The organism is Xanthobacter dioxanivorans, assembly GCF_016807805.1.
In the GTDB taxonomy this organism is placed as follows: Bacteria; Pseudomonadota; Alphaproteobacteria; order Rhizobiales; family Xanthobacteraceae; genus Xanthobacter; species Xanthobacter dioxanivorans.
The window spans coordinates 1,198,725-1,223,347 of record NZ_CP063362.1 but is presented as its reverse complement, the minus strand read 5'-3'; the positions used below and the strand labels follow the sequence as shown (position 1 = coordinate 1,223,347).

Below are 24,623 nucleotides of genomic sequence, written 5' to 3'. Positions count from 1 at the left end.
TAGTATTCGATAGTCGTTTTCATGTTAGCTCTTGCAAAGAAATAATAAGTCAGACATTCGTCTTCTGACGAAAGATCGAATCATCATATAAAAGCACAATCATGGGAGTGAATCCGTGACAAATACGCCAAAAGAATACGATGCTGACGTTATTGTCATCGGCGCCGGCCCGGCAGGGCTTATGTCTGCCATTCTCCTTGGCCAACGGGGGCGGTCCGTAATTGTTGTTGAGCGTCACGCCGCGCACTATCCACTCCCCCGCGCGGTGACCTTCGATGACGAGGCTGCCCGTCTTTTGTCGCGCATTGGCATCGATGCAGACAACGATGAAAAGATCCAATATTTTAGGGATTGGTACGAGCTCAAGAACGGTAATGGCGAAGTTCTTGCGCGCTATGACTGGCGAGGCCAAACTAAAGCCGGTTGGCATCGGTTATACTGGTTCAATCAGCCCGAGCTCGAGGTCCGCCTGGCCGAAAGGATCCAGCAGATTCCCGCCATCAAGGTGGCCCGTGGATCAGAGCTGCTAGACCTCAGTCAGGATGGCCAATCGGTGTCGATTCGATGTCGAGAGGAAGCAACAGGCATCGAGAGGGTTCTCAGCGCCAAGTATTTGATCGGTGCCGACGGCGCCAATAGCCTTGTCCGCACAAAAACGGCGCTGCCGGTCCACGACCTCGGCTTCCAGTTCGATTGGCTCATCGTCGATATCAAGACCAATGAGCCGATGGTCTTTGACCCGCCAATCTTTCAGCTCTGCGATCCGACCCGCCCGACAACCGTCGTGCCGGCTGGCCCTGGGCGTCGGCGGTGGGAGTTCATGGTGCTGCCGGGTGAAACCCCCGAGCTGCTGAATAATCCAGACGCCGCTTGGAGACTGCTCGATAAATGGGGAGCCAATCCGCAGAATTGCACGCTCGAACGGCACGCCGTGTGGCGCTTTCAGGCCAAATGGGCGGAGACCTGGCGCAGCGGTCGCATTCTGATCGCAGGCGACGCCGCACACCTTATGCCCCCCTTTGCAGGACAGGGCATGTGCGCAGCATTGCGAGACGCCAATAACCTTGCCTGGAAACTTGACCTCGCGCTTGCCGGACTGGCCGACGACGGGGTTCTTGGAACGTATGGTGATGAACGAAGAGAACATGTCAGGGAATTCATAAATCTCTCTGTCGGAATTGGCGGTGTGGTGTGTATTACTGACCCGGCGGAGGCGGCGGAGCGAGATCGCGCCATGATGGCAGATCTCGCCGCGAATGGCCCGAAGCCCTCGACCGATCCCAATCTATCCCTAGGCAACGGCATCTGGATCGAAGGCCACGGCTGTGCCGGCAAGCTTTCCTCTCAGGGCTACGTATCGTTCGGCGGAAACACCGGACGATTTGACGAGTTCGTCGATGGAGGATGGGCGGCAATCGGCTGGAAGCTGAATCCTCTCGATCACATATCGCAACTCCAGAGGGAAGTGCTGGATAGGCTTGGCGTACGAGCGTTCGAGATGACGGACGAATACAAAGACGGTGCAATTTTCGATCGAGATGGAACATACAAGTCTTGGTTCGACGAAATAAAATCACAAATTATTCTTATTCGTCCTGATTTTTATGTGGCCATCAGCTGCAGCGCGGAATCCTTTTCCCGGTCATTGGACGAGCTTGGCGCCAAGATGCATCTGAAAGTCAGGTCTCTGGAATTGTCGCCGGCGTGATGTCCGCTTCACTAAAATATGGTGCTTAAGTCTAAAATTAATAGCGGCGGCACGGTCAATATCTGTGCCGCTTCGAACAATAAAAATCGGGGGGAATCCATGTTTATTTCAAAAAAAGTTCTGATGGCCTGCTTCGGCTGGCTTGCGCTCAGCGCGTCGGGCCCGTCGAATGCGACGGAGAATGGAGCTATTGCCTACCCTATCGGCGTCAATACGATTATGGCGGGGGCGATGCCGGGGCCGGGCGACACCTGGTTGCAGAACTATACGATATATTATGCGGCGGATGCATTTACGAATGGCCAGGGAAACAGTGCCGTGCCGGGCTTCGGAGCGGACGTCTTCGCCAATGCGGTCCGCATCTTCCATACCTGGGACGTGGAGTTCGGGCCGTTCCGCCTCGCTTCGGGAATCGTCGTTCCCTTTATGAATACGGATGTCGGGACGGTTTTCGGATCGCAAAGCAATTTCGGTTTTGGCGACATCACGCTTCAGCCGCTTTATCTCGGTTGGTCGAACGCAGAGAAGACCTTCTTCGGCTTTTCCGGTGTCGACGTTTTCGTTCCCACGGGCGGGGCCACGTCCAACAACTTCATTACCGTCAATCCCTATACGACATTCACCTGGATGCCGGTGCAGAAGCTTGATGTGTCGGGTGCGATTGGCGTGGAGTTCCATACCAAGAACGACGACACCCAATACCAGTCCGGCGCCCTGTTTTTCGTTGATTGGGGCGTCAATTATCATGCGTTCGACACAATTCCGGAGCTCACGGTTGGCGTCGGCGGTTATTTTGTCAAGCAATTCACTGACGATGAACTGCTGGGCGTCGCCTATCAGGGTGGATTTCGACAGCAGGGCTTCGCCATTGGGCCGCAGATTTCCTACGGCGGCCCGAATGGCGCCTTCGGTGTGAAGTGGCAGCACGAATTTGCCACCGAAAATCGGGCCGAAGGCGACCGCTTCTGGTTCCAGTTCTTCGTTCCGCTGCGCGCGCCGTAGCCGTATCGCCTTGTGGCTCAAGAGCGCGCGCCCGCGGCGGCGAAAGCGCGACATTAAAGGCCTTGGAAGGAACCGGGTGCTGTCGCCGAAGGCCTGTCTTCTGTGCGGGCGCAGCGCCGATCCGACCAAATTGAAGTTCAGCGCGCTGCGTTCCGGAATCCGGAAATGGATTCGGATGCAACGCGGAAGAGGCGTGGGAAATGGCCAAAGCCGAGCGGCCGCCCGCAGCCACGCAGCATCCGAACCTTGCCTCAAACACCATCCAAGGAGGAACCAATGGCAGGAGTTGATAGGACGATCCAAGGGCCAATCGAAGTTGATACCAGGCGTCCGGACAGCGAGTTGACGCGTGACGAGATCATCGCGCGCAACATGAGGGCGGTCGATGCTCATTTTCACAACGAGACGCCCGAGACGGTAGAGAAAGCCGTCGCACTCTATTCGGATGATATCAGCTGGGAGGCACCCAGCCGAGGCGTCGTGCTCAAGGACAGGGACAAGATTCTGGAATCCTACCGCGGCATCTTTCGGACGGTCGCTTATCACTCCTTCATTCCATTGCGGCGCTTCGCAACGGAGCAGTTCGTGTTCGACGATCAGATCGCGCATGTGAGGGTCGTCGGCGACGAGATGCCCAACCTTCCTTTTCCGAAAGGCACGGAAATGTCGGTTCGGCTGGCCCACGTCTTCGAGATGAAGGACGGCAAGATCCTGCGCGAAATCGCATACGAAATCTGGCGCCAGGAGGGGGCGCCGAATGCCGTTGACGACATTCCGGCGGGGTGCACGGAGGTGAAGTTTGATCTTGAGGTTCCGGCCTAGATCGCGCGGCGCCTGAGGGCAAGCCTGTCGGCCTCGGTCAAGGACCGAGGCCGTTGGCATAAGATGCGATACCCGCTTCGGAACGCTTCTCTGCTTCATAAGAGCAGCGAAGCGCCGCACGAATTGGACTGGTGCAGGTCAGGACCGGTGCGCCATCCATGTCCGAGCCGAGGCCCGTCCGGGAATTGCGCCTTCGGCGAGGCAGAAATGCTGCGACTTCGTCAGGAGGCTCAATCCGCCCGCTCGACGATGGCGGCGATGCCCTGCCCGCCGCCGATGCACATGGTTATGAGCCCGTAGCGCTTGCCGGTGCGCTGCAGCTCGTAGATGGTCTTCACGGCGAGGATGGCGCCCGAAGCGCCCACCGGGTGGCCGAGGGCGATGGCCCCGCCATTGGGGTTCACCTTGGCCGGATCGAAGCCGAGCGCCCGGCTCACCGCGCAGGCCTGGGCGGCGAACGCCTCGTTGGATTCGATCAGGTCGATGTCGTCGAGGGTGAGGCCCGCCTTGGCCAGCGCGGTCTTCACCGCCGGCACCGGCCCCATGCCCATCTCGGAGGGATCGACCCCCGCCAGCCCATAGGACACGAGCCGCGCCATGGGCTTCAGGCCCCTGGCCTTCACCGCCGCCCCGGTGGCGAGAACGACCATGCCCGAGCCGTCGTTGATGCCGGAGGCATTGCCGGCGGTCACGGAGCCGTCCTTCTTGAACACCGGCTTCAGCTTCGCCATGTCGGCCGCGCCCACCTCGGCGCGCACGTGCTCATCGGTGTCGAACATCACACTGCCCTTGCGGCTCGCGACCTCCACCGGGGCGATCTGGTCCTTGAAGTGGCCGGCGGCGATGGCGGCGGCGGCGCGGCGGTGGCTCTCCACGGCGGCGGCGTCCTGGTCCTCACGCGAGACCTGGTAGCGCTCGGAGATGTTTTCCGCGGTGACGCCCATGTGGCCGTGGCCGAACGGATCGGTGAGCACGCCCACCATCATGTCCACCGCCGTGGTGGGGCCCATGCGCTGCCCCCAGCGGGCGGCGGGCATCAGATATCCGCCGCGGCTCATGCTCTCGGCGCCGCCGGCGAGCGCGATCTCGGCATCGCCCAGCTTCAGGATCTGGGTGGCGTTGACGATGGCCTGGAGGCCCGAACCGCATAGGCGGTTCACGGTGAGGGCGGGCACCTCCTTGGGCACGCCGGCCTCCATGGCCACCACGCGCGAGATGTACATGTCGCGCGCCTCGGTGTGGATCACGTTGCCCACCACCGTGTGGCCCACGTCTTCTGCTGCGATGCCGGCGCGGGCGATGGCCGCCTTGGCGGCATGGGCGCCGAGGGCGATCGGGGGAATGTCCTTCAGCGCGCCGCCGAAATCGCCGATGGGCGTGCGGGCGCCGGAAACGATGAAGACCTCTGGGTTGCTCATGCCGCTTCCTTCCGGGATAGGCGGGCGTCGATGTCGGCGCCGGGCCTTGGAAAACGCGTGGGTTTCGAAATTCGTGAATCAGGCCGCCGCCCGTTCTGGCAATGGATGGCCGCCGCGCGCGCAGATCACGCACCGCCGCCGCCACCCTGGCATTACCGTAACGGCGCATGGGCGCAAAGGGCCCTTCCTTGAACTTCGACGCCAGCGTCGCGCCCGGGTCCACCACCTCGGGCGCGGCCACCTGCTCGGCCTGAAGCTCCGGGGCCGGGAGCACCAGCGCGCCCAGCCGGCGCCGCTCACCGTGTCTCGTGCCCCGGACCGAACATGTGGGGGCGATCGCCCGGTGTCGCTGTCACCCAAGCCGCCCTGATCGTGGAAACGGCCTGCCGCCGTAGAGGGGGCCCAGGTCACCGGATATCCCAGGTCCGTCGCCATCGGCGGTCGCGTGCGTGCGGATTGCCGGAATGGAGAGATCGGAGCTGGCTTCCGGCCCGGTCGTCACGAACGCAGCGGTCGTTTCGCCGGTGAGCTGCGGCGCGCGGTCGGCCCTGCGCGGCTCCGGCGCACCGGACCGGAGGGCGTTCCCACGAGGATGCGGCACACGTCGCGGTCGGCGGCGGCGCTGAAATACGCGCCTTCCTCGCGCGCCGCGACGGCCGCCGCCACCGCGGGCTTCAGGCGCCTTCGCGGCCGATATCGGCCGCGAAGGGAAGGCGGAACAGCCCGGCGGCGCCCGCCGCCTCGAACAAGGCGAGGGGCAAGTTTTCCCTCGCCTCCTCGCGCTGCCCGATCTCGTCGCGACGGGCGCGACTTACATCTCCGCGAATGCGCGGGCCCCGGCACGGATCCGCCGCCCTTCACCGGGGAGAAGCAGGCCATGGCAAAGTCGAGCCGGGTTGGGCTCGGGCATTTATCTATGGCTCATCTGTTGAGAGGTCGGGTCACTTTTCCGCCGAGGTCTTGCGGGCGGCAATCACCGAGGGGCAGCGCGACTGCTCGATGGGGGCCGCCGTGGTCTCGCGGGGGATCGTGCCGAGGATCTTGAAATAGTCCCACTCGCGGGTGGACTCCTCCGGCTTCTTCACTTCCACGAGATACATGTCCATGACCATGCGGCCATCCTCGCGAATGCGGCCGTTCGGGGCATAGGCATCCTTCACCGGCATTTCCCGCATCTTGGCGGCGACCTGCTTGCCGTCGTCGGTGCCGGCGGCCTCGATCGCCTTCAGGTAGTGCAGGACCGAGGAATAGGTTGCCGCCTGCACCTGGCCGGGCATGCGCCCGTTGCGCTCGTAGAAGCGCTTCGCGAAAGCCCGTGTCTCGTCGTTGGCGTCCCAGTAGAACGGCGTGGTGACCACCAGGCCCTGGGCGGATTTCAACCCGAGGGCGTGCACGTCGCTGATGACGACGCCGAGGCCGGCGAGCTTCTGCCCCGCTTGCGTGATGCCGAACTCGGCCGCCTGCTTGATGGCGTTGATGGTGTCCGTGCCGCCGTTGGCGAGGGCGATGACCTGCGCGCCAGAGCTCTGGGCCCGCAGCAGGAACGAGGAGAAGTCGGCAACGCCGAGCGGGTGGTTCACCTGGCCCAGAACCTTGCCGCCTCGCTCGGTGACCACGCGGGAGATGTCGTTGGCCATGGCGTGACCGAAGGCGTAGTCGGCGGCGAGCAGGAACCAGCGGGTCTGCCCCTGTCCCATCAGGGCGCCTGCCGTTCCGGTGCCTTGGGAATAGGTATCCCAGCCCCAGTGGAAGCCGGTGGGCGAGCAGCTCTCGTTGGTCACGGCGGTGCTCAATGGGCCGGTCATGAGCGTGACCTTGCCGAGGTCCTTCGCCATGGTGTTGACCGCGATGGCAACGGAGGAATTGGTGAGGTCGGCGATGGCGTCGACACCGTCCACGTCGAACCATCGCTTGGCGACGGCGGTGGCGATATCGGCCTTGTTCTGGTGGTCGGCCGAGACGATCTCGACGTTGATGCCCTTCGCCTTGCCGTTGAAATCTTCTACCGCCATGCGGGCCGCATCGACCGAGGTGCGTCCGCCGAAGTCCGAATAGACGCCGGACTGGTCATTCAGCACGCCAATCTTGACGCTGCCGCCGGAAAGGTCGGCGGCTTGGGAGAGTGACGCGGTCGCGAGCAGGGCCATTATGGAAAGGGCCGGTCTCATGGCATTCCTCCTTTTTTGGTTCGTCTTATTGATTGTTCTCGATGGCGCCGGTCTTGCCGGCGCCATCTGGTGGTCCCCGCCGGCGATGCCTGGGCGTCGCCGGCGGTGGCGCGTGCTTCAGGTGTTGCTGGGGAAGGCCATGGACAGCGCGCGATCGTCCTGCGCGTCGCGTTCCGGCCACCGTTGGGAGATGGTCTTCATCTTGGTGTAGAAGCGGGCCGCGTCGGGGCCGAACATGTGGGCATCGCCGAACTTGGAGCGGCGCAGGCCGCCGAAGTTGTAATACCCGACCGGCACCGGCACCGGCACGTTCACGCCCAGCATCCCGGCCTCGACCTCGGTGTAGAAGCGCTTCGCGGATTGCCCGCTTCGCGTGAAGATCACCGCGCCGTTCCCATATTCATGGGCGTTGACCACGGCGATGGCTTCGTCGAGCGTCTTCGTCCGCATCAATCCGCGCACGGGGCCGAAGATCTCTTCCTTCCACATCTGCATGTCTACGGTGACGTTGTCGACAAGCGAGGGGCCGACATAGAAGCCCTTGCGCTGCGCCTCCACGTCCCGCCCGTCGATGACGAGCTCGGCGCCCTCGTCTACCGCGCGCTGAATGGCGTCTTCCACCGCCTTCTTCGCGGCGGCGGTGACGACGGGGCCGAAATCGGCGCCCTTGTCGTTGTAGGCGCCGACCCGCAGCTTCTTCACCATGGGCACGATGATCTCGCGCAGGTCGCGAGCGGTCTGCTCGCCCACGGCCACCAGGAGCGAGACGGCCATGCAGCGTTGGCTCGCGGAACCGTAGCCGGCGCTCACGAACGCCGCGGCCGCGGCCTCCAGATCCGCATCCGGCATCACCACCATGTGGTTTTTGCCGCCCGTATAGGCCGCAACCCTTTTATTGTGGCTGCACCCCTTCTGGTAGACGTGCTCGCCGACCCGGGTGGAGCCGATGAAGCTGATGGCCGGGATCAGCGGGTGCGCCAGGATCGCGTCCACCGCCTCGGCATCGCCGTTCACCACATTCCACACGCCATCCGGCAGGCCGGCCTGCTTCCACAGCTCGCTGATGAGGGAGACCGCGCCGGGAACCCGCTCGGAGGGCTTCAGGACGACGGCATTGCCGACCGCCACCGCCATCGCTCCCATCATGAGCGGCGCCATGACCGGGAAGTTGAATGGCGAGATGCAGCCGACGACCCCCACCGGCTGGCGAATGGAGAACGTATCGATTCCGCCGCCGACGTTGAGGGAATACTCGCCCTTGGTGACCTGGGCCGCGTTGGTCGCGAACTCGACCGCCTCGACGGCGCGCCCGATCTCGCCCTTGGCGTCGTCGAGGGTCTTGCCGTTCTCGAGGCCAATGACTTCCGCGAGGGCGTCCGTGTTGGCGAGCAGCAGATCGCGCATCTTGAAGATGACCTGCATGCGCCGGGCCTGAGACTGCGCCGCCCAGGCGCGTCCTGCCGCCACGGCGATTTTCGCCACGTCGTCGACGGTGGCGCTGTCGGCGTACCTGCTGCGGTAGATCTCCTCGCCGGTGGAGGGGTTGAACACCGGACCCGTGCGGCCGCCCGAGCCGGCGCTGAAGGCGCCGCCAATATAATGATCTTTGCCGTACATGAGTTGCGTTCCTTGATCAGGGGGCGCGTCAAGCACCACGGGAATAGAGGGTCTGGATGCAGGAGAAGTCCGAGGCGCCGGCGCCGTCTTCCTTGGAGCGGAGGGCGTAGAGGCTCTGCGCCAACGCACCCATGGGCACCGAAGCGCCGTTGGCGCGGGCGTTGTCCAGGGCGAGGCCGAGATCCTTCAGCATCAAGGCGAGCTGGAAACCGGGGGCATAGCCCTTGCTGGCGGGCGCCTCCGGCAAGACGCCGGGCCAGGGGTTCCAGCGCTCCAGCACGAAGTTGTTGCCCGAGCTTTTCTGAATGATGGCGCTGAGGACCGCCGGGTCGAGCCCGTTGCGCACGCCGAGTTCCATCACCTCTGCGGTACCTGCCATGGCGACGGCGGCGAGCATGTTGTTGCAGATCTTGGCCGCCTGCCCCGCACCGTTGCCACCGGCATGGAACACGAACCGGCCCATCTTCTCCAGCACGGGACGGGCGGCGTCGAGCGCTTCCCCGCTGCCGCCCACCATGAAGCTGAGCGTCCCCTCGGCGGCGCGCGGCGGGCCTCCGGAGACCGGGGCATCCAGCATGGAAAAGCCCGCGGCAGCGGCCTCGGCCGCCACGGTCCGCGCCGTCTCGGGGGCGATGGTCGAGCAATCGATCAGCAGCGGCCGATCCTGCAGGGCATGGATGAGCCCCTCGGGTCCCAGATAGAGGTCGCAGACGATCTTGCCGTTCGGCAGCATGGTGATGACCGCATCGGCACCATCGGCGGCGTCAAGCGGGCTGCGGCCGGCGCGAGCACCCTCTGAAGCCAGGCGACTGACGGCGTCGGCGCTGAGGTCGTAGACTCCAACCTCGTAGCCGGCGCGCACGAGATTGGCGGCCATCGGAAACCCCATGTTTCCGAGGCCTATGAACGCAATTTTCTTCATAACGCTTCTCTCCCGAGCGTTCGTTCTCTTTTCGCCGCAGCACGGCTGACATTTCGCGGTGCTGACGGGCGCTACCGGGCATTCGAATGGAGCCCTTGGATTTAATGGGTATCATGCCCTCAGGGCGCTTGAACCTCCCATAAGCGCAACGTTAGTGTTCAAAAATGCACAGCGTAGTCGCGTCGAAAAACGCGGCCCCTCCTGGACCGGAGCCGACGACGATGGAGTGGGATGATCTCAGGTACTTCCTTGAACTCGCGCGCTCGCGCACGCTAACGGAGGCTGCCCGCCGGCTGGATGTGAAGCACACCACCGTGTCGCGCCGCATTCAGCGCCTCGAGCTTGTGGTCGGCTCCCCATTGTTCAACCGCACGTCATCGGGGCATGTTCTGACACCACGTGGACAAAGCTTGTTGGCGGAAGCTCAGGTCATCGAGGAACATTTCCTTGGAATAGATGAGGAGTTTTCGGACCCTTCCGACGAGATTTCGGGCGTCGTGCGGATCGGGTGCTCGGAAGGCTACGGCGTGCGCGTGCTTCCGCCACACCTGCGAAAGCTTCAAGGCATGCATCCGAACTTGCGGATCGATCTCATTGTGCAGCCGCGCCCCATTCAACTTGCCCGCAATGAGGCCGACATCGTGATCACCATCGATCGACCTGGCCGCGGCCCCTACCTGTTGACCAAGCTGGTGGACTACACCTTGCGCCTCTACGCTTCGCCGTCATACCTCGCCGAAAGACCGCCGATAGCCTCCCTCGAGGATCTCCAGCACAATCGCTTCGTGAGCTACATTGAAGAGAGCGGGCCCGCGAAGGGTCTCCCTGCGATCCTCGATCTGGTTCAAAGCAGCTGCAGTACACTTAGAAGTACGAGCATATTCGCACAGCTCGCCGCTATTGCAGGTGGCGCGGGTATTGGAATTTTACCAAGTTATCTGGCCAATGGAAGAGACGATCTGCTTCCGGTGCTTGGTAAGACAGTCGTCTTCAAGAGAACGTATTGGATGTTCATGCCGGCCGAGCTCAAGCGGATAGCGCGTGTCCCGGTTGTATGGCGCTTTTTAAAGAATGCGGCGAAGGAGCGGGCGGCTCAGTTCCTCACATAAGGGCTTTTACCCGTTTCACGGCATCGGGGAAACACCCTTATGTCTTCGCGCAATCGCGTTTCTTCACGCGAAGCGGTCGCCACGTCGCTCGAAAACGCGACAGGCGATGTGGACGGATGGGATGAGGATGAAGCTCGCGCCGAGGGGGAAGATGGCGGCGAAGCTGCGTTCGGCCTTTCGCATCGGAGCGCGATGCGCTTGACGCGCGTCGGGGGCGATTGCTGAGCGGCCGCGGGTCTGGTCGAGGGATCGTTGCTGCTTGGCCCAGCTCCGGAGAGGAAGGCCTGGAAATAGGATATAATACTAAGAATCATATATTATTGTGGCGTGTTTGCCTTCTCGCCTGCACCGGCGGAGATGGCTTCAACGACAATTCTGGAAGTCTCCCGGTAATGGGCCTTCAAGAGCGCGCAGGCCAGGTCTGCGTCCCGGGCCAAGGTGGCGTCCAAAATCGCCTTGTGCTCACCCGCGACGTCTCGCTTGCGCGTCGCCTGCGCGAGTGCGCGGCTGCCGAGCTGCCGATATCTCAGGCTGTGCTCGATCAGCATTCGGATAAAGCGCAGCAGCCAGGGCGACCCGCATCCGCTGACCAATTGCAGGTGAAATTGGATGTGCTCGTGTTCCCACTCCGGGTCGCTGGCGAGGAGGTGGCCCTGAATGCTCGCCATTCTGTGATGGGCGGCGATCAGCTCGGCCTCCCATTGGACCGAGCCGGCCCGGATGGATTCGCGAAGCGCGATGCCTTCGAGCTCGGTGCGCTGCTTGTGGATGTCCAGAACCTCCTCCGCGGAAACCTCGGCAACCCGAAAGCCTCTTTGATCTTCGGCCGTGACAAACCCGCTGGTGGACAGGCGCGACAAAGCCTCCCTCAAGGGAATTGTTCCGGCGTCATATCGCTCGGCCAACTCCCTGACGGAAAGGCGTGCGCCGGGCTTCAGGCTCCCGGTCAGGACGTCTTGGCGAAGACGGTCGGCGAGAAGCGAAGCCATCGTGCGCCGGCCGGATGAGGGGGGCAGTTCGGCAGGCGGGGACATTTCGAGCCCTTTTTGAACGGTCGACCAGATTTGCCGCGGCCGGAGCGCAACCGCCCTTGGGCATGTTCGCAGAGACGGCGCTGGAGTTCAATTGTCAACATAATATTGAAAATGATAAATCGTATATAATATCTTGACGCTCGGCGCATCGCCGGCCTAGGTTGGGGGTGGAATGCCCGAGCCTTCGAGGCGACGCTTTGAGCCTTGGCGAAGAGCAGTGCGTGCGGAGCTCTCCCCGATCGAGCGTCGGGTTCGAATTTGAAGTTCCTGTTCATCTAATGAAAGAACGCGATCATGCGCTACGTCGGTTACCTCAAGAATGGTGAGCGTTTTATCGGGCGCCGCGAGGGAAGCAAGGTTATAGAGATCTGTTCCGTAGATGAATTTTATGCATCGCCATCGGAAATGATTTCAAAATCCGATGGTGCCGTATTCGATATTTCAACCGTTGAACTGGCACCCCCGGTTCCGCTCACCTCTCGTGTGTTTTGCGTCGGTATCAATTACAGAGATCACGCGATCGAGGCCAAGGAGGTGGCCGGGATCGACCAGCCGAAGGTGCCGATGATCTTCGGCCGCTGGCAGAGTACGCTTGTCGTCGACGGCACCGGCGTTCCCGTTCCGCCGAATGAGCCAGGCCTCGATTGGGAAGTGGAGCTCGCGGTCATCGTGGGCCGCCGGTGCTGGGCGGCCACCGAGCAGAACGCGATGGACTGCGTCCTCGGGTACACGGTCTTCAATGACTTGAGTGCTCGCACCAAGCAAATGGAGACACGGCAATTTACTCTGGGAAAGAACGCCGACCTGAGCGGGCCCATCGGGCCGGTCGTGGTGACGAAGGATGAAATTGCGGACGTCAACAACCTTCGCGTGACCGCGCGCGTGAATGGTCAGGTCATGCAGGATGCGAACACAAAGGATTTTATCCATCGCATCGACCGGATCATCAGCTACATTACCGACACCGTTACGCTCCTGCCGGGTGACGTCATAGCAACGGGCACGCCAGGCGGCGTGGGAATCGGTAGAAATCCTCCGGTCTTTCTTAAGCCAGGTGATGTCGTGGAGGTTGAGGTTGAGGGTATCGGTACCCTGCGAAACCCGATCGTGAGCCGCGACGAGCTTCCATTTCCGTCCGCCGTGCAGTAGGGCGCCGCAGGGCTCTCCTCTCGTGCCTCCTGGTCGGCTCAGCGGCAATCCCGGCAAGAAATTTGGGTGGGATGCCGCAGGCCTGGGACAACCATCTTCATTTTGTTTTTCCTTGATGCTCTTGAAGTCCGAACCGGTGCGTTGCTTAAATCTGCGTCTACGCGGGAAACAGCAGCGCGATTATCATCGCCATCGTCACGGCACTGAAGAGTGTGCTTGCGATCACGATGGAGCCAGCGGTTGTCGAATCCTGCCCGTAGCTGACCGCGAAGAGAATGCCGAAGAAGCCGGAGGGAATGGCGGCGAGGAGAATGGCCACCCGCGCTGTGTCCAGCGGCACGGAGAGCCCGATGACCGCGGCGCCGGCCAGCAGCGGGCGCATGATGTCGGCCACAAGGGTAGCGGCGATCACCTTCCAGTATGGCCGGAACGACTGGGCTGAAAGCACCAGGCCCGTCAGGAAGAGAGCGACGCCTGCGGCCGCCTGTCCGATGAGCGAGAGGCTTGCAGAGACGACGGAATGAAGCTCGATGCCGGCCAGCGACAGCGCGATGCCGGCCATGGGGGCGACCACCACCGGCTTCGTCATGGCGCGCCTCAGTGCGCTCGCGATGGGCGTGCCCCCGCCCCCGGATTTCGTGTCTCTCCGGGCATAAAGCTCTACGATGACGAGCGTAATGGGGCTGACCATGATGGAGCCGGCGGCGATGGCGACGGCCACCTGGATCTGCCCCGTGGGCCCGAGAACTGCGGCGGCGATGGGAAGGCCCACGCCCGCGAGATTGGGGAAGGCGACCGTCAGGGCCTGAAGCGCGGCATCGGCGGGATCAGCCGCCAGGAACCGCCGCGCGCAGGCATACCACCCCACATATATGGCGAGCATGACGGTGCTGAGCAGAAGAAATAGAGGAACTTCGGCGAAGATCTCGCTGCGCGGCGCCGAAGCCATGGCGACGAATAGGGACGCTGGCAGCGCGAACTCCATGGTCAGGGAATTCAGGCCGCCGACATGGTGGTTATCGATCTTTCGAGCTTTCCCGGCAGCATAGCCGAGCGCCATCACGAAGAAAAGCGGCGCGAGCGCCATCAGGATTGCATGGGTCATATGAGGGTAACCTTGCCCGTGTTCTGGAATCACAAAGGCAGGATGGGCCGGATCGGCCGCTTGTCATGTAAATCAATGAAAATTCAAGGGACCGCCCTGGCAGGTTCGCCACCATAGGCAGCCTCCCTCTCTCAAAGGGCGGGTGCTTCAAAATCTTATATATATACATTTGTATTGACGGATTATATAAATATATAAAGATTTAAAACAATCAGATGATCGCAGTTTATGGCAGCATCATTGCGGTATTTTCACAAATTTACGCATCTTTACTCGCGCTTCGAGTCCATTTTTGAGAATTTTCTCGTCGCCATTGGGGCCCAGTCGCCCTGCAACCGACGAGGTAATACAATGCCGCTCCATCGTATCCGCCCCGCCTTGATGCTCGCATCGCTGCTCGCTTTGGCCGCTCCGGCCACGGCTTCGGCGGAACCCATCAAGAACATCGTCCTGGTGCACGGCGCCTGGGTCGACGCCTCCGGCTGGAAGCCGGTTTATGACATCCTGAAGAAGAAGGGCTTCCGCGTCTCCATGGTCCAGGAGCCCGAGACGTCGTTCCAGGACGACGTTGCCGCCGCCAAGCGCGTGCTCGACATGCAGGATGGCCCCACCATCTTGGTCGGCCATTCCTATGGTGGCTCCATTATCACGGAGGCGGGGGTGCACCCCAAGGTGGCTGGCCTCGTCTACATCGCCGCCCATGCTCCCGATGTGGGCGAGGATGAGGGCGAGCTCGGCAAGAAGATGCCGAGCGTGCTGGCGAAGACGCCGGGCGCCATCGAGAAAACGCCGGACGGCTACACCTATCTGAACCCCGAGCTGTTCCCGAAGCTGTTCGCGCCTGACCTGCCGAGGGAGCAGGCGGAATTCGAATCCCGCTCACAGGTGCTTGCCAAGGCCGAGGTGTTCAGCACGCCGCTCACCGCCGCAGCGTGGAAGGCCAAGCCCAGTTGGGGCATCGTGGCCGGAAATGACCAGATCATCAATCCCGACCTGGAACGCTTCTACTACCAGCGTGCCAAGGCGCCCTTCATTGTCATCGAGGGCGCCAGTCATTCGGTTTATGAATCCCATCCCACGCAGGTCGCTTCCGTCATCGAAGAGGCCGCGCGCAAGGTGGCTGAGCCGGGCAATTAGGCAACCCCCGCCGTTGCGCCGCTCGGCGCAGCGGCATTCTTCCTGGTGCATGAGGCTCGCCATGACTGCCATATCGAACAGTCCATCGCAACGCGCATGGGATACGGCCCGCCAATCGCGCGACCAGCGCCTGTCGGCGGCCAGCCCCTATGCCAGGGGGAAGCTGGCCTCCCCCGAGGATGCGACGAAGCTCCTGGAGGCGGTGGTGCGCCCCGGAGACCGGGTCTGCCTGGAAGGTGACAACCAGAAGCAGGCGGACTTCCTCGCCGCCCGGCTGGCCGCGGTTGATCCCTCCGTGGTGAAGGATCTCCATGTGGTGCAGTCCGGCGTGGTTCTCTCCGAGCATCTCGATCTGTTCGAGGCCGGCATCGCGCGAAAGCTGGACTTCTCCTATTCCGGCCCGCAGGGCGCGGCGATTGCGAGGGCGCTCAAGGCCGGCAAGATCGAGCTCGGGGCGGTCCATACCTATATCGAGCTGTTCTCGCGCTATTTCGTCGATCTCACCCCCCATGTCGCGCTCACCGTGGCGCGCGCAGCGGATCGCGACGGCAACCTCTATATGGGGCCGAACACCGAAGATTCGCCCGTGGTCATCGAGGCGACCGCCTTCAAGCAGGGTATCGTCATCGCCCAGGTGAACGAACTGGTGGACACGGTGCCGCGTGTCGACGTGCCGGGCGACCGGGTGGACTTCGTCGTGCTCGCGCCGTCGCATTTCTATGTGGAGCCGCTGTTCACACGCGATCCGGCGCAGATCACCGAAACGCAGATCCTCAGCGCCATGCTGGCGATCAAGGGCATCTACGCACCCTACGGCGTGAAGCGCCTGAACCACGGCATCGGCTTCAACACGGCGGCGATCGAACTGATCCTGCCCACCTATGCCGAGAGGCTGGGGCTGAAGGGCAAGATCGCCACGCATTTCGCCCTGAACCCGCATCCGACCCTGATCCCGGCCATCGAGACCGGCTGGGTCGAGCAGGTGCACAGCTTCGGCTCCGAAGTCGGCATGGACGACTACATGCGCGCGCGGCCGGACATCTTCTTCGCCGGCCGCGATGGCTCCATGGCCTCGAACCGCATGTATTGCCAGTCGGCCGGCCTCTACGCGACCGATCTGTTCATCGGCTCGACGCTGCAGATCGACCTGCAGGGCAATTCCTCCACCTTCACCCGCGACCGCATCGCCGGCTTCGGCGGTGCTCCGAACATGGGCTCGGACCCGCGCGGGCGGCGGCATGCCAGCGACGCCTGGCTCAAGGCCGGGCGCGAGGCGGCGGGCGACGCGCGGGCGCTGCCGCGCGGGCGAAAACTCGTCGTGCAGATCGTCGAGACCTTCGGCGATAAGATGGCGCCGACCTTCGTCGAGAGCCTGGACAGCATCGAGCTGGCGAAATCCCTCGATCTCGCCTTGCCGCCGGTGATGATCTATGGCGACGACGTCTCCCACATCATCACCGAGGAGGGCATGGCCAACCTCCTTCTGTGCCGCACGCCTTATGAGCGCGAGCAAGCGATCCGGGGCGTGGCGGGCTATACCGATGTCGGGCGTGCGCGGGACCGCAAGACGGTCGAGGAATTGCGCGCGCGCAAGGTGATCCAGCGGCCCGAGGATCTCGGCATCGACCCGTTGAATGCCAATAAGAGCCTGCTTGCCGCGCGCTCCATCAAGGAGCTGATGCATTGGTCGGGCGATCTCTACGACCCGCCCCACAAATTCCGCAACTGGTGAGGAGCCGGCCCATGGAAACCCTCAGATTCCGCCACACGACACGTGGCCCCGCCGCCGGCATGATCCGTAGCGCCCTCGTCGGCGTCGTCGGCTCCGGCAATCTCGAAGTGCTGCTGGAGCGCATGCTCCAGGCGACCGAATGCACGGTGGAGATCGTCACCCCGGTGCGTGGCTATGACGAGGTGTGGGAGGCGGTCATCGCCGACTTCGTCGAGCGCGCCTCGCCCGGCGGCCTGCGCATCTCGATTAATGACGGCGGCGCCCGGCCCGACACGGTGATGCTCCGGCTGTTGCAGGGCGCGCGGACCATGGAGGTCGGCAATGACTGACATGCGCCACATCGAAGCCGGCTCCGTGAGCTGGTTCCTCTCAACCGCCCGCGAGCGCCTTACGCGGCTGCTCGATCAGGGCAGCTTCACCGAATTCCTGCCGCCGACCGAACGGGTACAGAGCCCGCACCTTGCCTTGTTCGACCTGCCGGCGGCCTTCGACGACGGCATGATCGTCGGGCGCGGGCGGCTTGAAGGGCGCGACGTGCTGGTGGCCGGGCAGGAAGGCCAGTTCATGGGGGGCACCTTCGCCGAGGTCAGCGGCGCCAAGCTCGTCGGCCTGCTGCGCGCGGCGCGCGACGATGCGAAGCTGCCGCGTACGGTGCTCCTGCTGCTGGACAGCGGTGGGGTGAGGCTTCAGGAGGCCAATGCGGGCGAGCTCGCCGTCGCCGAGGTGATGCGCGCCATCGTGGAGGCACGGGCCGCCGGGGTCGCTGTGATCGCGCTGGTGGGCGGGCGGGCGGGCGCCTTCGGTGGCGCCGGGCTCACCGCCGCCACCTGCTCGGCCATCGCCATCTCCGAGCAGGGGCGCACAGGTGTCACGGGCCCAGAGGTGATCGAGACCAACAAAGGCGTCGAGGAATTCGACTCGCAGGACAAGGCCCTGGTCTGGAGCGTGACCGGCGGGCGCACCCGGCGCCTCATCGGCGGCGCAGATGCCTATGTCGATGACAGCATCGCCGGCTTCCGGGGAGCTGCCCTTGCCCTCATGGATCGGGCCCCGACCTTCGATCTCGCGACGCTCAAGGCGGAGCAGGCGCGGCTCGCCGTGCGGGCCGAGCGGCTTGGGGCGTGCAACGCGTCGACGGAGATGTGGGCCACCCTCGGCGTCCCCGATCCGCAGGCTATCGGCAATATGGACGACAACGCCTTCCGGGCGGTGGTCGCGGGCGTGGAAGGAACAGATCATGACGCTCGATGAGATCCTGGACAGCCTTTTTCCTGCGGGCCATGTCATCGCTCGCCATGCCGATCATCTGTTCCTCGGCACCGGCAAGCGCGCCGATGGCGGCACGGTTGAGGTGATCGGCATCACCGACGGCGAAGCGCTCGGCATCACCGGCATCCTGCCGCTGGCGGATCGCGTGCTCGACATCATTGCTGCGGGCGGCACGGCGCCGATCCTGGTGGTCGTCGACACCCAGGGACAGCTCATGTCCCGCCACGACGAGATGCTCGGCCTCAATGAATATCTGGCTCATCTGGCGAAATGCTTGCTCCTGGCGAGCCGGAGCGGCCATCCCACCGTCGGGCTGAACTATGGCAAGGCCGCCGCCGGGGCCTTCCTCGCCACGGCCGGCGCCACGGACATCCTTATCGGCCTGCCCGGCGCCGAGCCGGCGGTGATGGACCTGCCTTCGATGGCGCGGGTGACCAAGCTGCCGCAGGCGAAGCTGGAGGAACTCTCCAAGACGACGCCGGTCTTCGCACCGGGTCTTGCATCCATGACGGCGGTGGGGGCGGTGTCGGAGGTGTGGGATCCTGCCAAGCCTCTAGCGGACCAGTTCGAAGCAACGCTGGCCGCTATGCCCGCCCACGATGTCCGGGACACGCTCGGCGCCGCGCGCGGCGGTCGCCCCGTCGCGGCGCAGATCGCGCGGCGCGTGGCGGACCAGGCCTGCGGTGTCCACCATGCCTAGCCATCCATATCGCCGCCACGATTTGCTGCGGATCGAACCGAAAGCGTGGCGCGGCATGCTCGCCGCCACGAATGGCCTCGACGCTCTCGCTGGGGAGGCCCGGCAACTGGTCGAGGGCTGGGCCGGGCGCGGTTGGCCGGTGATCGTGCGCCGCTGCGGCGTGAACGACGGGGACGACGTCGCGGTCGGACTGCCGCTGCCGCCCGGGCTCGGCAAGCTGAGGCTCGGCTTCTTCCTTCCCGCCGACAGCGGGATGAAGGCCGTCGCGGCCGTCTCACCGGCCGAGGCCGCACGCTCGGCCCTCGCCCCCCTGCGGCCACAGCTGGTGGCCGTCGCGGCCCTCGGGGCTCGGCTTGGATTGCGGTCATCCGTCTTCGGGGCGCTGCTCTGGCAACATCTGACGGGGCTCGCCTATCTGCGGCCCGGCTCGGATATCGATCTGCTCTGGCCGGCGCCGCGCCCAGATAGGCTGGACGAATTGCTGGAAAATCTCGTTGCGCTCGATACCGCGGGTCCGGCCCGGCTTGATGGCGAGATCGTCCTGCCCACCGGCGAAGCCGTGAACTGGCGCGAGCTGCACAGTCAGCTTGTCCGCTCGGGCGGCACAGTCCTGGTCAAATCCATGCACGGAGCGGAACTCAGATGCGCACGACGCCTCTTCGCGTGACCGCAGACTTGCCGAAGCGCGCTCCGACGCAGGGCCTGGCGCCGCTCGCGCCCGTCGATGCGGACAGGATCGGCCAGATGGCGGCCGATGCGCTGCTTGCCGAACTGGACACCTGGCCGAAGCCCGGCCTCGTCAGCCCGTTCGACAATGGCAGCCATGATGACATGGACTACGGGACGTTCCTGCGCAGCATCGCCGCGCTGCGCCCCTTTTATACCGAGTTGGCCGTCGCGGGCTCGGCCGATGCCGACATGAACACGTTGCGCCGGATCGGCCGGCGCGCGGAAGACGCCATGCTCGCTGCCACCGGCGGGGTGAACACCCATCGCGGGGCCATCTTTGCGCTGGGGCTGCTCTGCGCGGCTGCAGGCGCAGCGGGCGCCGGGAGCTCCCCCCTTTCGGCCGAACGGCTGATGCTGGCGGTCGGCATGCGTTGGGGCAGCGAGATCCTGCGCGGTCCCATTCCGCTCAACAGCCACGGCAGCGGTGCGCTGCGGCGCTACGGCGCCGGCGGAGCGCGGTCGGAGGCGGCGCAGGGTTTCCCTCACGCCCGGGACATCGGCCTGCCGGCGCTGCGAGCCGGACGGGTACGCGCAGGCAACGAGGACGCTGCGCGCGTGCATACCTTCTTCGCGCTTTTGGCGGCGATGGAGGACACCAACCTGCTCCATCGCGGCGGCCCCGAGGGTCTGGCGGACGCACACGCCGATGCGCGTCGTTTCCTCCTTGCCGGCGGCGTGGGCCGGGCGGACTGGCTCGCCCACGCCATCGCCGTCCACCGTCGGTTTGTCGCACGACGCCTCAGTCCCGGCGGCTCGGCCGATCTTCTCGCCGTGACGATCTTCCTCGACCGCATTGAGCGCGCGTCTTGAGCGGCATTGTCATTCTATGTTCGGGGCAGGGCGGCCAGGGCCCCGGCATGTTCGAGCTGGCCGCATCCGAGCCGGCGGCGGCGCCCGTCTTCGCGGCGGCTGCCGCGGTCCTCGGCGGCCGTGATCCGCGTGATCTCGTGCGGCAAGGCGAGGAGGTCATCCATCGAAACGATGTCGCCCAGGTGCTGTGCTGCGCGGCGGTGTTGGCGGCCTGGGCCGTGATCGGTCCTGCCGCGCCGCGCCCGCTCGTCATTGCCGGCTATAGCGCCGGAGAAGTGCCGGCCTGGGCGGTCGCGGGCATCATCGATGTGAAGACGGCTTTTCATCTGGTGGCGCGCCGTGCCGCCCTCATGGACGAAGAGACGCACGAGCCTTGCGGGCTTGCCGCCATCGTCGGTTTGCCCGGCCATGTGATCGACGGGATCTGCCGCACTCACGCACTCCACATCGCCATCATCAACGGCCCATCGCATTTCATCGTCGGCGGCGGCGCAGCCGGCCTTCAGGCCGCTTTGGCGGACGCTGCGGGCCGTGGCGCCACCCGCGCGACGATGCTGCCCATCCACGTGGCCTCACACACGCCGCTGCTTGCGGCAGCAAGCGCGCGCTTCGCCGCGGTGCTCACGCAAAACATGGCAGATGCGGCCCTGCCGGATGGGGTCCGGCTGATCAGCGGAATTGACGGCATGCCGGTTCGCAGCCTCATCGAAGGTCTCCCCAAGCTGGCCGCGCAGGTATCCACAACCGTCGACTGGGCGGGCTGCATGGATGCCTGCCGTGCCGCGCGCCCCGCCCGCATGCTCGAACTCGGCCCCGGCAATGCGCTGGCGCGGATGGCGGGCGAACTTGCGCCCGGCATACCGGCGCGCAGCGTCGCCGACTTCCGCACCGCGGAAGGGCTACGCCGCTGGGTCGCATCGGCGCCCTGAACCCGCACGGGGAATCCATCGCCCACAACGGATCTCATTCGAGCGACGTGATTATCCCTTTACCGGCCCGCTCGCGACCGCTTTACGCGTGAGCATGACGGCGCCGGCCGCAAGGAGGAGAACGCCGCCGAGCACGGCGAACGTGTCGGAAAAGGCCATGACGAGCGCCTGCTTGGCCACCAGCTGGCCGAGCAGGATTTCGGCCTGGTGATAAGCCCGCTGCGGGTCCGGTATGCCGTGCTGGAGGAAATAGTCCTGCATCTGCTCCAGGAAGCCGCGTGTCGTCTCGCGATAAGGCGTCGCCGACTGCCCGATGATGTTGGAGTGGAATTGCTCGCGCTTGCTGATCACGGTGGCAAGTGCAGCCGTGCCGACGGCACCGCCCAGGCTGCGCATCATGTTGAAGATGCCTGAGGCGGCGGCGGACTGGGCTGGCGAAATGCCGAGCATGGCGATGCCCGTCAAGGGCGAGAGCACGATCGCCTGCCCCAGCGCTCGGACGATGTTGGTCCAGATCAGTTGGTCGCCGCCGACGTCGAGATCCAGATGGGTGTTCATGAAGCAGCTCGCCGCGAAGATGGCGAGCCCGACACAGACGATGGCGCGGGAATCGAAACGCTTCAGCAGCTGCGGCACGAAGGGAATGATGAGGAGCTGCGGCAGCCCCACCCAGGCCAGGACCATGCCGATCTGTTCGGCATTATAGCCCTGGACCTCATCGAGATAGCTGGGCAGCACGAAGACCGAGCCGAACAGGGCGCAGCCCACCATGGTGTTGGCGAGCGTGCCGAAGCCGAAATTGCGTCCTGTCAGCAGACGCAGCTGGACGGCCGGCTTCTCAATGGTGAGCTCGATGGCGACGAAGATGGCGAGGCAGACCACAGCCACCGCCGACAAGTGCAGGATCTCGGGGGAGCCGAACCAGCCCTTCTGGTTGCCTTCGTCCAGCACCGTCTGGAGCGCCCCCAAGCCGACCGCCATGAAGGCGATGCCGAACCAATCGCCTTCCTTCAGAAGATCAAGCCGCATGGGCGCGCGCTCGAGCGTCGGAAAAAGCAACGCGAGCATCACCGCGCCGGGGATGATGTTGACGAAGAACACATATTGCCAGCCGTAATGCTCGGTCAGGTAGCCCCCGATGGTGGGGCCAATGGAAGGCCCGAAGGTGGCCGTCATTGCGAAGGCAGCAATGCCCAAAGGCCGCTGGTGGAGCGGCAGCTTCGTCAGAATGATCGTGAAGGCCATCGGGATCATCACGCCGCCGCTGAATCCCTGAAGGCCGCGCAGCACGATCATCTGGCTGAGGCTGGTGGCGAACGCGCAGCCCACCGAAAAGATCAGGAACAGCGTGGCATTGCCGATCAGCAGGCGGCGGAAGCTGAAGACGCGGCTCAGATAGTCCGTCAGCGGGATCATGATGATTTCGCCGATGAGATAGGAGGTGGAGATCCACGTCCCATTGTCCGAGCCGGTGCTGATGCCGCCTTCGATTTGCGGAAGGGAGGAATTGGTGATCTGGATGTCGAGGACTGCGATGAGCGCGCCGAGCATGCAGCCGGTCACTGCGATCCAGGTGCGAAGGTTCGCGCCCTTCGGTCCGTCCTGCGCGCGGGCGTCCATGTCACTCCTCCCCCTTTGCGAGCATGCCTTGGGTGGAGGGCGCCATGGTGGGCGCTGCCATATCGAGCGCCGCCGCAGGAGGACGGGGCTGTTCCCGCACCGAAATGGTAGTGGTCACCGACATGCCCGGCAGAAGCCGGCCGGCCAGCGGATCGGCGCGGTCAATGGTGACCTTCACCGGGATGCGCTGGACGATCTTGGTGAAATTGCCCGTGGCATTGTCCGGCGGAAGTAGAGCGAATTCCTGCCCGCTCGCCGGCGCGACGCTGTTCACCACGCCTCGCACGGAGGTGCCGGGGAACGTGTCCACGGAAATGCTCACCGGCTGGCCGCGCCTCACGTCGGTGAGCTGCGTCTCCTTGTAGTTCGCGACGATATAGGTCGCCTGCAGCGGGACGAGGGCGAGGAGCTGCGTGCCGGGCTGCACAAACTGGCCGACGCGCAGCGTGCGGGCACCCACAACGCCGTCGACGGGGGCGCGCAATTTCGTATAGCCGAGATTGAGCTGTGCCTGGTCGAGGACGGCCTCGTTGTGCGCAAGGGTCGCCTTGGCCTGCTCCAACTGGGCCTTCAGCGTATCGACCTGCTTCTGGGCCGCCAGCAGGGCGGCCTTGTCCCTGGCCAGGGCTGCCTTCGCCTGCGCGCCGGCCGATGCCGCCTGCTGGGCATTCTGGATGCTGCCATAGCCCGCATTGGCGAGCGTGGCGTAGCGCTTGTCATTCTGCTCCGCATAGAGCTCGGCGGCCTGATCTACATCGATGGTGGCTCGCGCCTCGTCGATCAGCGCCTGCTGCTCTGCGATCTGCGCGGTAAAGTTCGCGATGCTGGCCGTGGCCTGGGTGACATCGGCCAGGGCCTGGTTGACGCTGGCCTCATAGTCGCGCGGGTCGATGGTCGCCAGGATGTCGCCGGCCTTGACCGGCTGGTTGTCGTTCACCTCGACGGTGCGCAGATAGCCGGAAACCTTGGGCGCGATGGTGACAACGTCCGCCTGCACATAGGCATCGTCGGTCGTCTGCTCGAACCGCCATGACGTCCAGTATTCGAACCCGGCATAAGCGAGGCCGCAAAGCGCCAGAAGCCCTGCGGCACTCACCAGGAGCAAGCGAAATCGGGAGCGGGCCGGCCGCTGCGCCGCGGGCGGCGGAGCAAGCGGTGGCGCATCGGTCGGGCCGACCGACGGCAAGACACGCTTGGCGGTGGCGGGAGATGGATTCACCGCGATGTTCATGGGTCGCCCTCCAGGAGGTCGGGTATCGTGGGGACATCATCGGACGGGACCCGTGCCGGGTCTTTCCGAAGCCCACGTCCCTATCGCAGGAGCACGGCGAGGAGGCCCTCCGCGGTCATGGCCGACGCTTACTTCCTGGCGCTCGAAAGGCCCGGGGCCTCCGCCACGCGGACAAGGTCCGCCAATGAGCGGGCTTCCATCTTCCGCATCACGTGCCCGCGGTGGATCTTCACCGTGATCTCGCTGAGGCCCACCTCCGCCGCCAGCGGCTTGTCCATCAGGCAGAGGCGAAAGGCTCCACCTTCAGGCCGAAGGACCGGAACAGGCTGGAAAGCGCCTCACGCAGCGCCGGGTCGTCGTCGACCACGATAACGAACGGCTCCGTGGATTGCGTGGGATGGCGGGCGGGTGG

The 24,623-nt window shown here is 64.3% G+C and carries 21 protein-coding genes and 1 pseudogene; 13 read left to right on the top strand and 9 right to left on the bottom strand.

Annotated elements, in window-relative coordinates:
* Positions 1 to 181 precede the first annotated feature (181 nt).
* The 3 genes from mhpA (at position 182) to EZH22_RS05840 (ending at position 3,532) form a co-directional block, all read left to right on the top strand.
* Positions 182 to 1,708: a bifunctional 3-(3-hydroxy-phenyl)propionate/3-hydroxycinnamic acid hydroxylase MhpA gene (gene mhpA, locus EZH22_RS05850; protein WP_408647719.1), complete on the top strand. Its 1,527-nt coding sequence runs from the start codon at positions 182 to 184 to the stop codon at positions 1,706 to 1,708.
* Between the two features lie 99 nt (positions 1,709 to 1,807).
* Positions 1,808 to 2,710, top strand: a complete 903-nt coding sequence (locus EZH22_RS05845; RefSeq protein ID WP_203194803.1) for a SphA family protein — start codon at positions 1,808 to 1,810, stop codon at positions 2,708 to 2,710.
* Between the two features lie 276 nt (positions 2,711 to 2,986).
* Positions 2,987 to 3,532: a nuclear transport factor 2 family protein gene (locus EZH22_RS05840; protein WP_203194802.1), complete on the top strand. Its 546-nt coding sequence runs from the start codon at positions 2,987 to 2,989 to the stop codon at positions 3,530 to 3,532.
* 230 nt (positions 3,533 to 3,762) lie between these two features.
* Here the strand turns inward: EZH22_RS05840 and bktB are convergent, their stop codons facing one another.
* From bktB to mmsB, 4 genes are all read right to left on the bottom strand, one after another.
* A complete protein-coding gene (gene bktB, locus EZH22_RS05835; protein WP_203194801.1) occupies positions 3,763 to 4,950 on the bottom strand; it encodes a beta-ketothiolase BktB in 1,188 nt (395 codons plus the stop codon).
* A 941-nt stretch (positions 4,951 to 5,891) separates the two neighbouring features.
* Positions 5,892 to 7,118: an ABC transporter substrate-binding protein gene (locus tag EZH22_RS05830; RefSeq protein ID WP_203194800.1), complete on the bottom strand. Its 1,227-nt coding sequence runs from the start codon at positions 7,116 to 7,118 to the stop codon at positions 5,892 to 5,894.
* A gap of 117 nt (positions 7,119 to 7,235) precedes the next feature.
* Positions 7,236 to 8,735, bottom strand: coding sequence for a CoA-acylating methylmalonate-semialdehyde dehydrogenase (locus tag EZH22_RS05825; RefSeq protein WP_203194799.1), 1,500 nt, complete (start codon positions 8,733 to 8,735; stop codon positions 7,236 to 7,238).
* A gap of 28 nt (positions 8,736 to 8,763) precedes the next feature.
* Positions 8,764 to 9,612 carry a 3-hydroxyisobutyrate dehydrogenase gene (gene mmsB, locus EZH22_RS05820; protein WP_231711318.1) on the bottom strand — a complete coding sequence of 283 codons (849 nt, stop codon included), beginning with the start codon at positions 9,610 to 9,612 and terminating at the stop codon, positions 8,764 to 8,766.
* Between the two features lie 266 nt (positions 9,613 to 9,878).
* Here mmsB and EZH22_RS05815 point away from each other — a divergent pair, with 266 nt between their 5' ends.
* Positions 9,879 to 10,766, top strand: coding sequence for a LysR family transcriptional regulator (locus EZH22_RS05815; protein WP_203194797.1), 888 nt, complete (start codon positions 9,879 to 9,881; stop codon positions 10,764 to 10,766).
* Positions 10,767 to 11,083: 317 nt separating this feature from the next.
* Here EZH22_RS05815 and EZH22_RS05810 read toward each other — a convergent pair whose 3' ends face one another.
* The gene (locus tag EZH22_RS05810; RefSeq protein WP_203194796.1) at positions 11,084 to 11,800 is read right to left on the bottom strand and encodes a GntR family transcriptional regulator; all 717 of its coding nucleotides are present in this window, start codon (positions 11,798 to 11,800) and stop codon (positions 11,084 to 11,086) included.
* A 294-nt stretch (positions 11,801 to 12,094) separates the two neighbouring features.
* On the opposite strand from EZH22_RS05810, the gene EZH22_RS05805 reads away from it, so the two are divergent.
* Complete coding sequence (locus tag EZH22_RS05805) at positions 12,095 to 12,949, top strand: fumarylacetoacetate hydrolase family protein (protein ID WP_203194795.1); 855 nt, start codon at positions 12,095 to 12,097, stop codon at positions 12,947 to 12,949.
* 157 nt (positions 12,950 to 13,106) lie between these two features.
* On the opposite strand, the gene EZH22_RS05800 is transcribed toward EZH22_RS05805, so the two are convergent.
* Positions 13,107 to 14,036, bottom strand: a complete 930-nt coding sequence (locus EZH22_RS05800) for an AEC family transporter (RefSeq protein WP_231711317.1) — start codon at positions 14,034 to 14,036, stop codon at positions 13,107 to 13,109.
* Between the two features lie 369 nt (positions 14,037 to 14,405).
* On the opposite strand from EZH22_RS05800, the gene EZH22_RS05795 reads away from it, so the two are divergent.
* From EZH22_RS05795 to EZH22_RS05760, 8 genes are all read left to right on the top strand, one after another.
* Positions 14,406 to 15,191 (top strand): alpha/beta hydrolase, encoded by a 786-nt coding sequence (locus EZH22_RS05795; protein ID WP_203194793.1) that lies wholly within the window; start codon positions 14,406 to 14,408, stop codon positions 15,189 to 15,191.
* Positions 15,192 to 15,252: 61 nt separating this feature from the next.
* Positions 15,253 to 16,923: a malonate decarboxylase subunit alpha gene (mdcA, locus tag EZH22_RS05790; RefSeq protein WP_203194792.1), complete on the top strand. Its 1,671-nt coding sequence runs from the start codon at positions 15,253 to 15,255 to the stop codon at positions 16,921 to 16,923.
* Between the two features lie 11 nt (positions 16,924 to 16,934).
* Positions 16,935 to 17,252, top strand: coding sequence for a malonate decarboxylase acyl carrier protein (gene mdcC, locus EZH22_RS05785; RefSeq protein ID WP_203194791.1), 318 nt, complete (start codon positions 16,935 to 16,937; stop codon positions 17,250 to 17,252).
* The gene (locus tag EZH22_RS05780) at positions 17,245 to 18,174 is read left to right on the top strand and encodes a biotin-independent malonate decarboxylase subunit beta (RefSeq protein ID WP_203194790.1); all 930 of its coding nucleotides are present in this window, start codon (positions 17,245 to 17,247) and stop codon (positions 18,172 to 18,174) included. Before mdcC ends, EZH22_RS05780 begins: the two co-directional genes overlap by 8 nt.
* Entirely contained in the window at positions 18,161 to 18,892 is a 732-nt protein-coding gene (locus EZH22_RS05775; protein WP_203194789.1) for a biotin-independent malonate decarboxylase subunit gamma, read from the top strand. Before EZH22_RS05780 ends, EZH22_RS05775 begins: the two co-directional genes overlap by 14 nt.
* A 55-nt stretch (positions 18,893 to 18,947) precedes the next feature.
* On the top strand, positions 18,948 to 19,559 hold the full coding sequence (gene mdcG, locus EZH22_RS05770; protein ID WP_231711316.1) for a malonate decarboxylase holo-[acyl-carrier-protein] synthase: 612 nt from the start codon (positions 18,948 to 18,950) through the stop codon (positions 19,557 to 19,559).
* A complete protein-coding gene (gene mdcB / locus EZH22_RS05765; protein WP_203194788.1) occupies positions 19,535 to 20,431 on the top strand; it encodes a triphosphoribosyl-dephospho-CoA synthase MdcB in 897 nt (298 codons plus the stop codon). Before mdcG ends, mdcB begins: the two co-directional genes overlap by 25 nt.
* A 47-nt stretch (positions 20,432 to 20,478) precedes the next feature.
* Positions 20,479 to 21,360, top strand: coding sequence for an acyltransferase domain-containing protein (locus EZH22_RS05760; RefSeq protein WP_203194787.1), 882 nt, complete (start codon positions 20,479 to 20,481; stop codon positions 21,358 to 21,360).
* Between the two features lie 51 nt (positions 21,361 to 21,411).
* Here EZH22_RS05760 and EZH22_RS05755 read toward each other — a convergent pair whose 3' ends face one another.
* From EZH22_RS05755 to EZH22_RS05745, 3 genes and pseudogenes are all read right to left on the bottom strand, one after another.
* Complete coding sequence (locus EZH22_RS05755; protein ID WP_203194786.1) at positions 21,412 to 22,980, bottom strand: MDR family MFS transporter; 1,569 nt, start codon at positions 22,978 to 22,980, stop codon at positions 21,412 to 21,414.
* A 1-nt stretch (position 22,981) separates the two neighbouring features.
* Positions 22,982 to 24,211, bottom strand: coding sequence for an HlyD family secretion protein (locus EZH22_RS05750; protein ID WP_203194785.1), 1,230 nt, complete (start codon positions 24,209 to 24,211; stop codon positions 22,982 to 22,984).
* A gap of 128 nt (positions 24,212 to 24,339) precedes the next feature.
* Positions 24,340 to 24,492 (bottom strand): annotated as a pseudogene (locus EZH22_RS05745) (LuxR C-terminal-related transcriptional regulator); the annotation flags it as partial.
* Positions 24,493 to 24,623 lie beyond the last annotated feature (131 nt).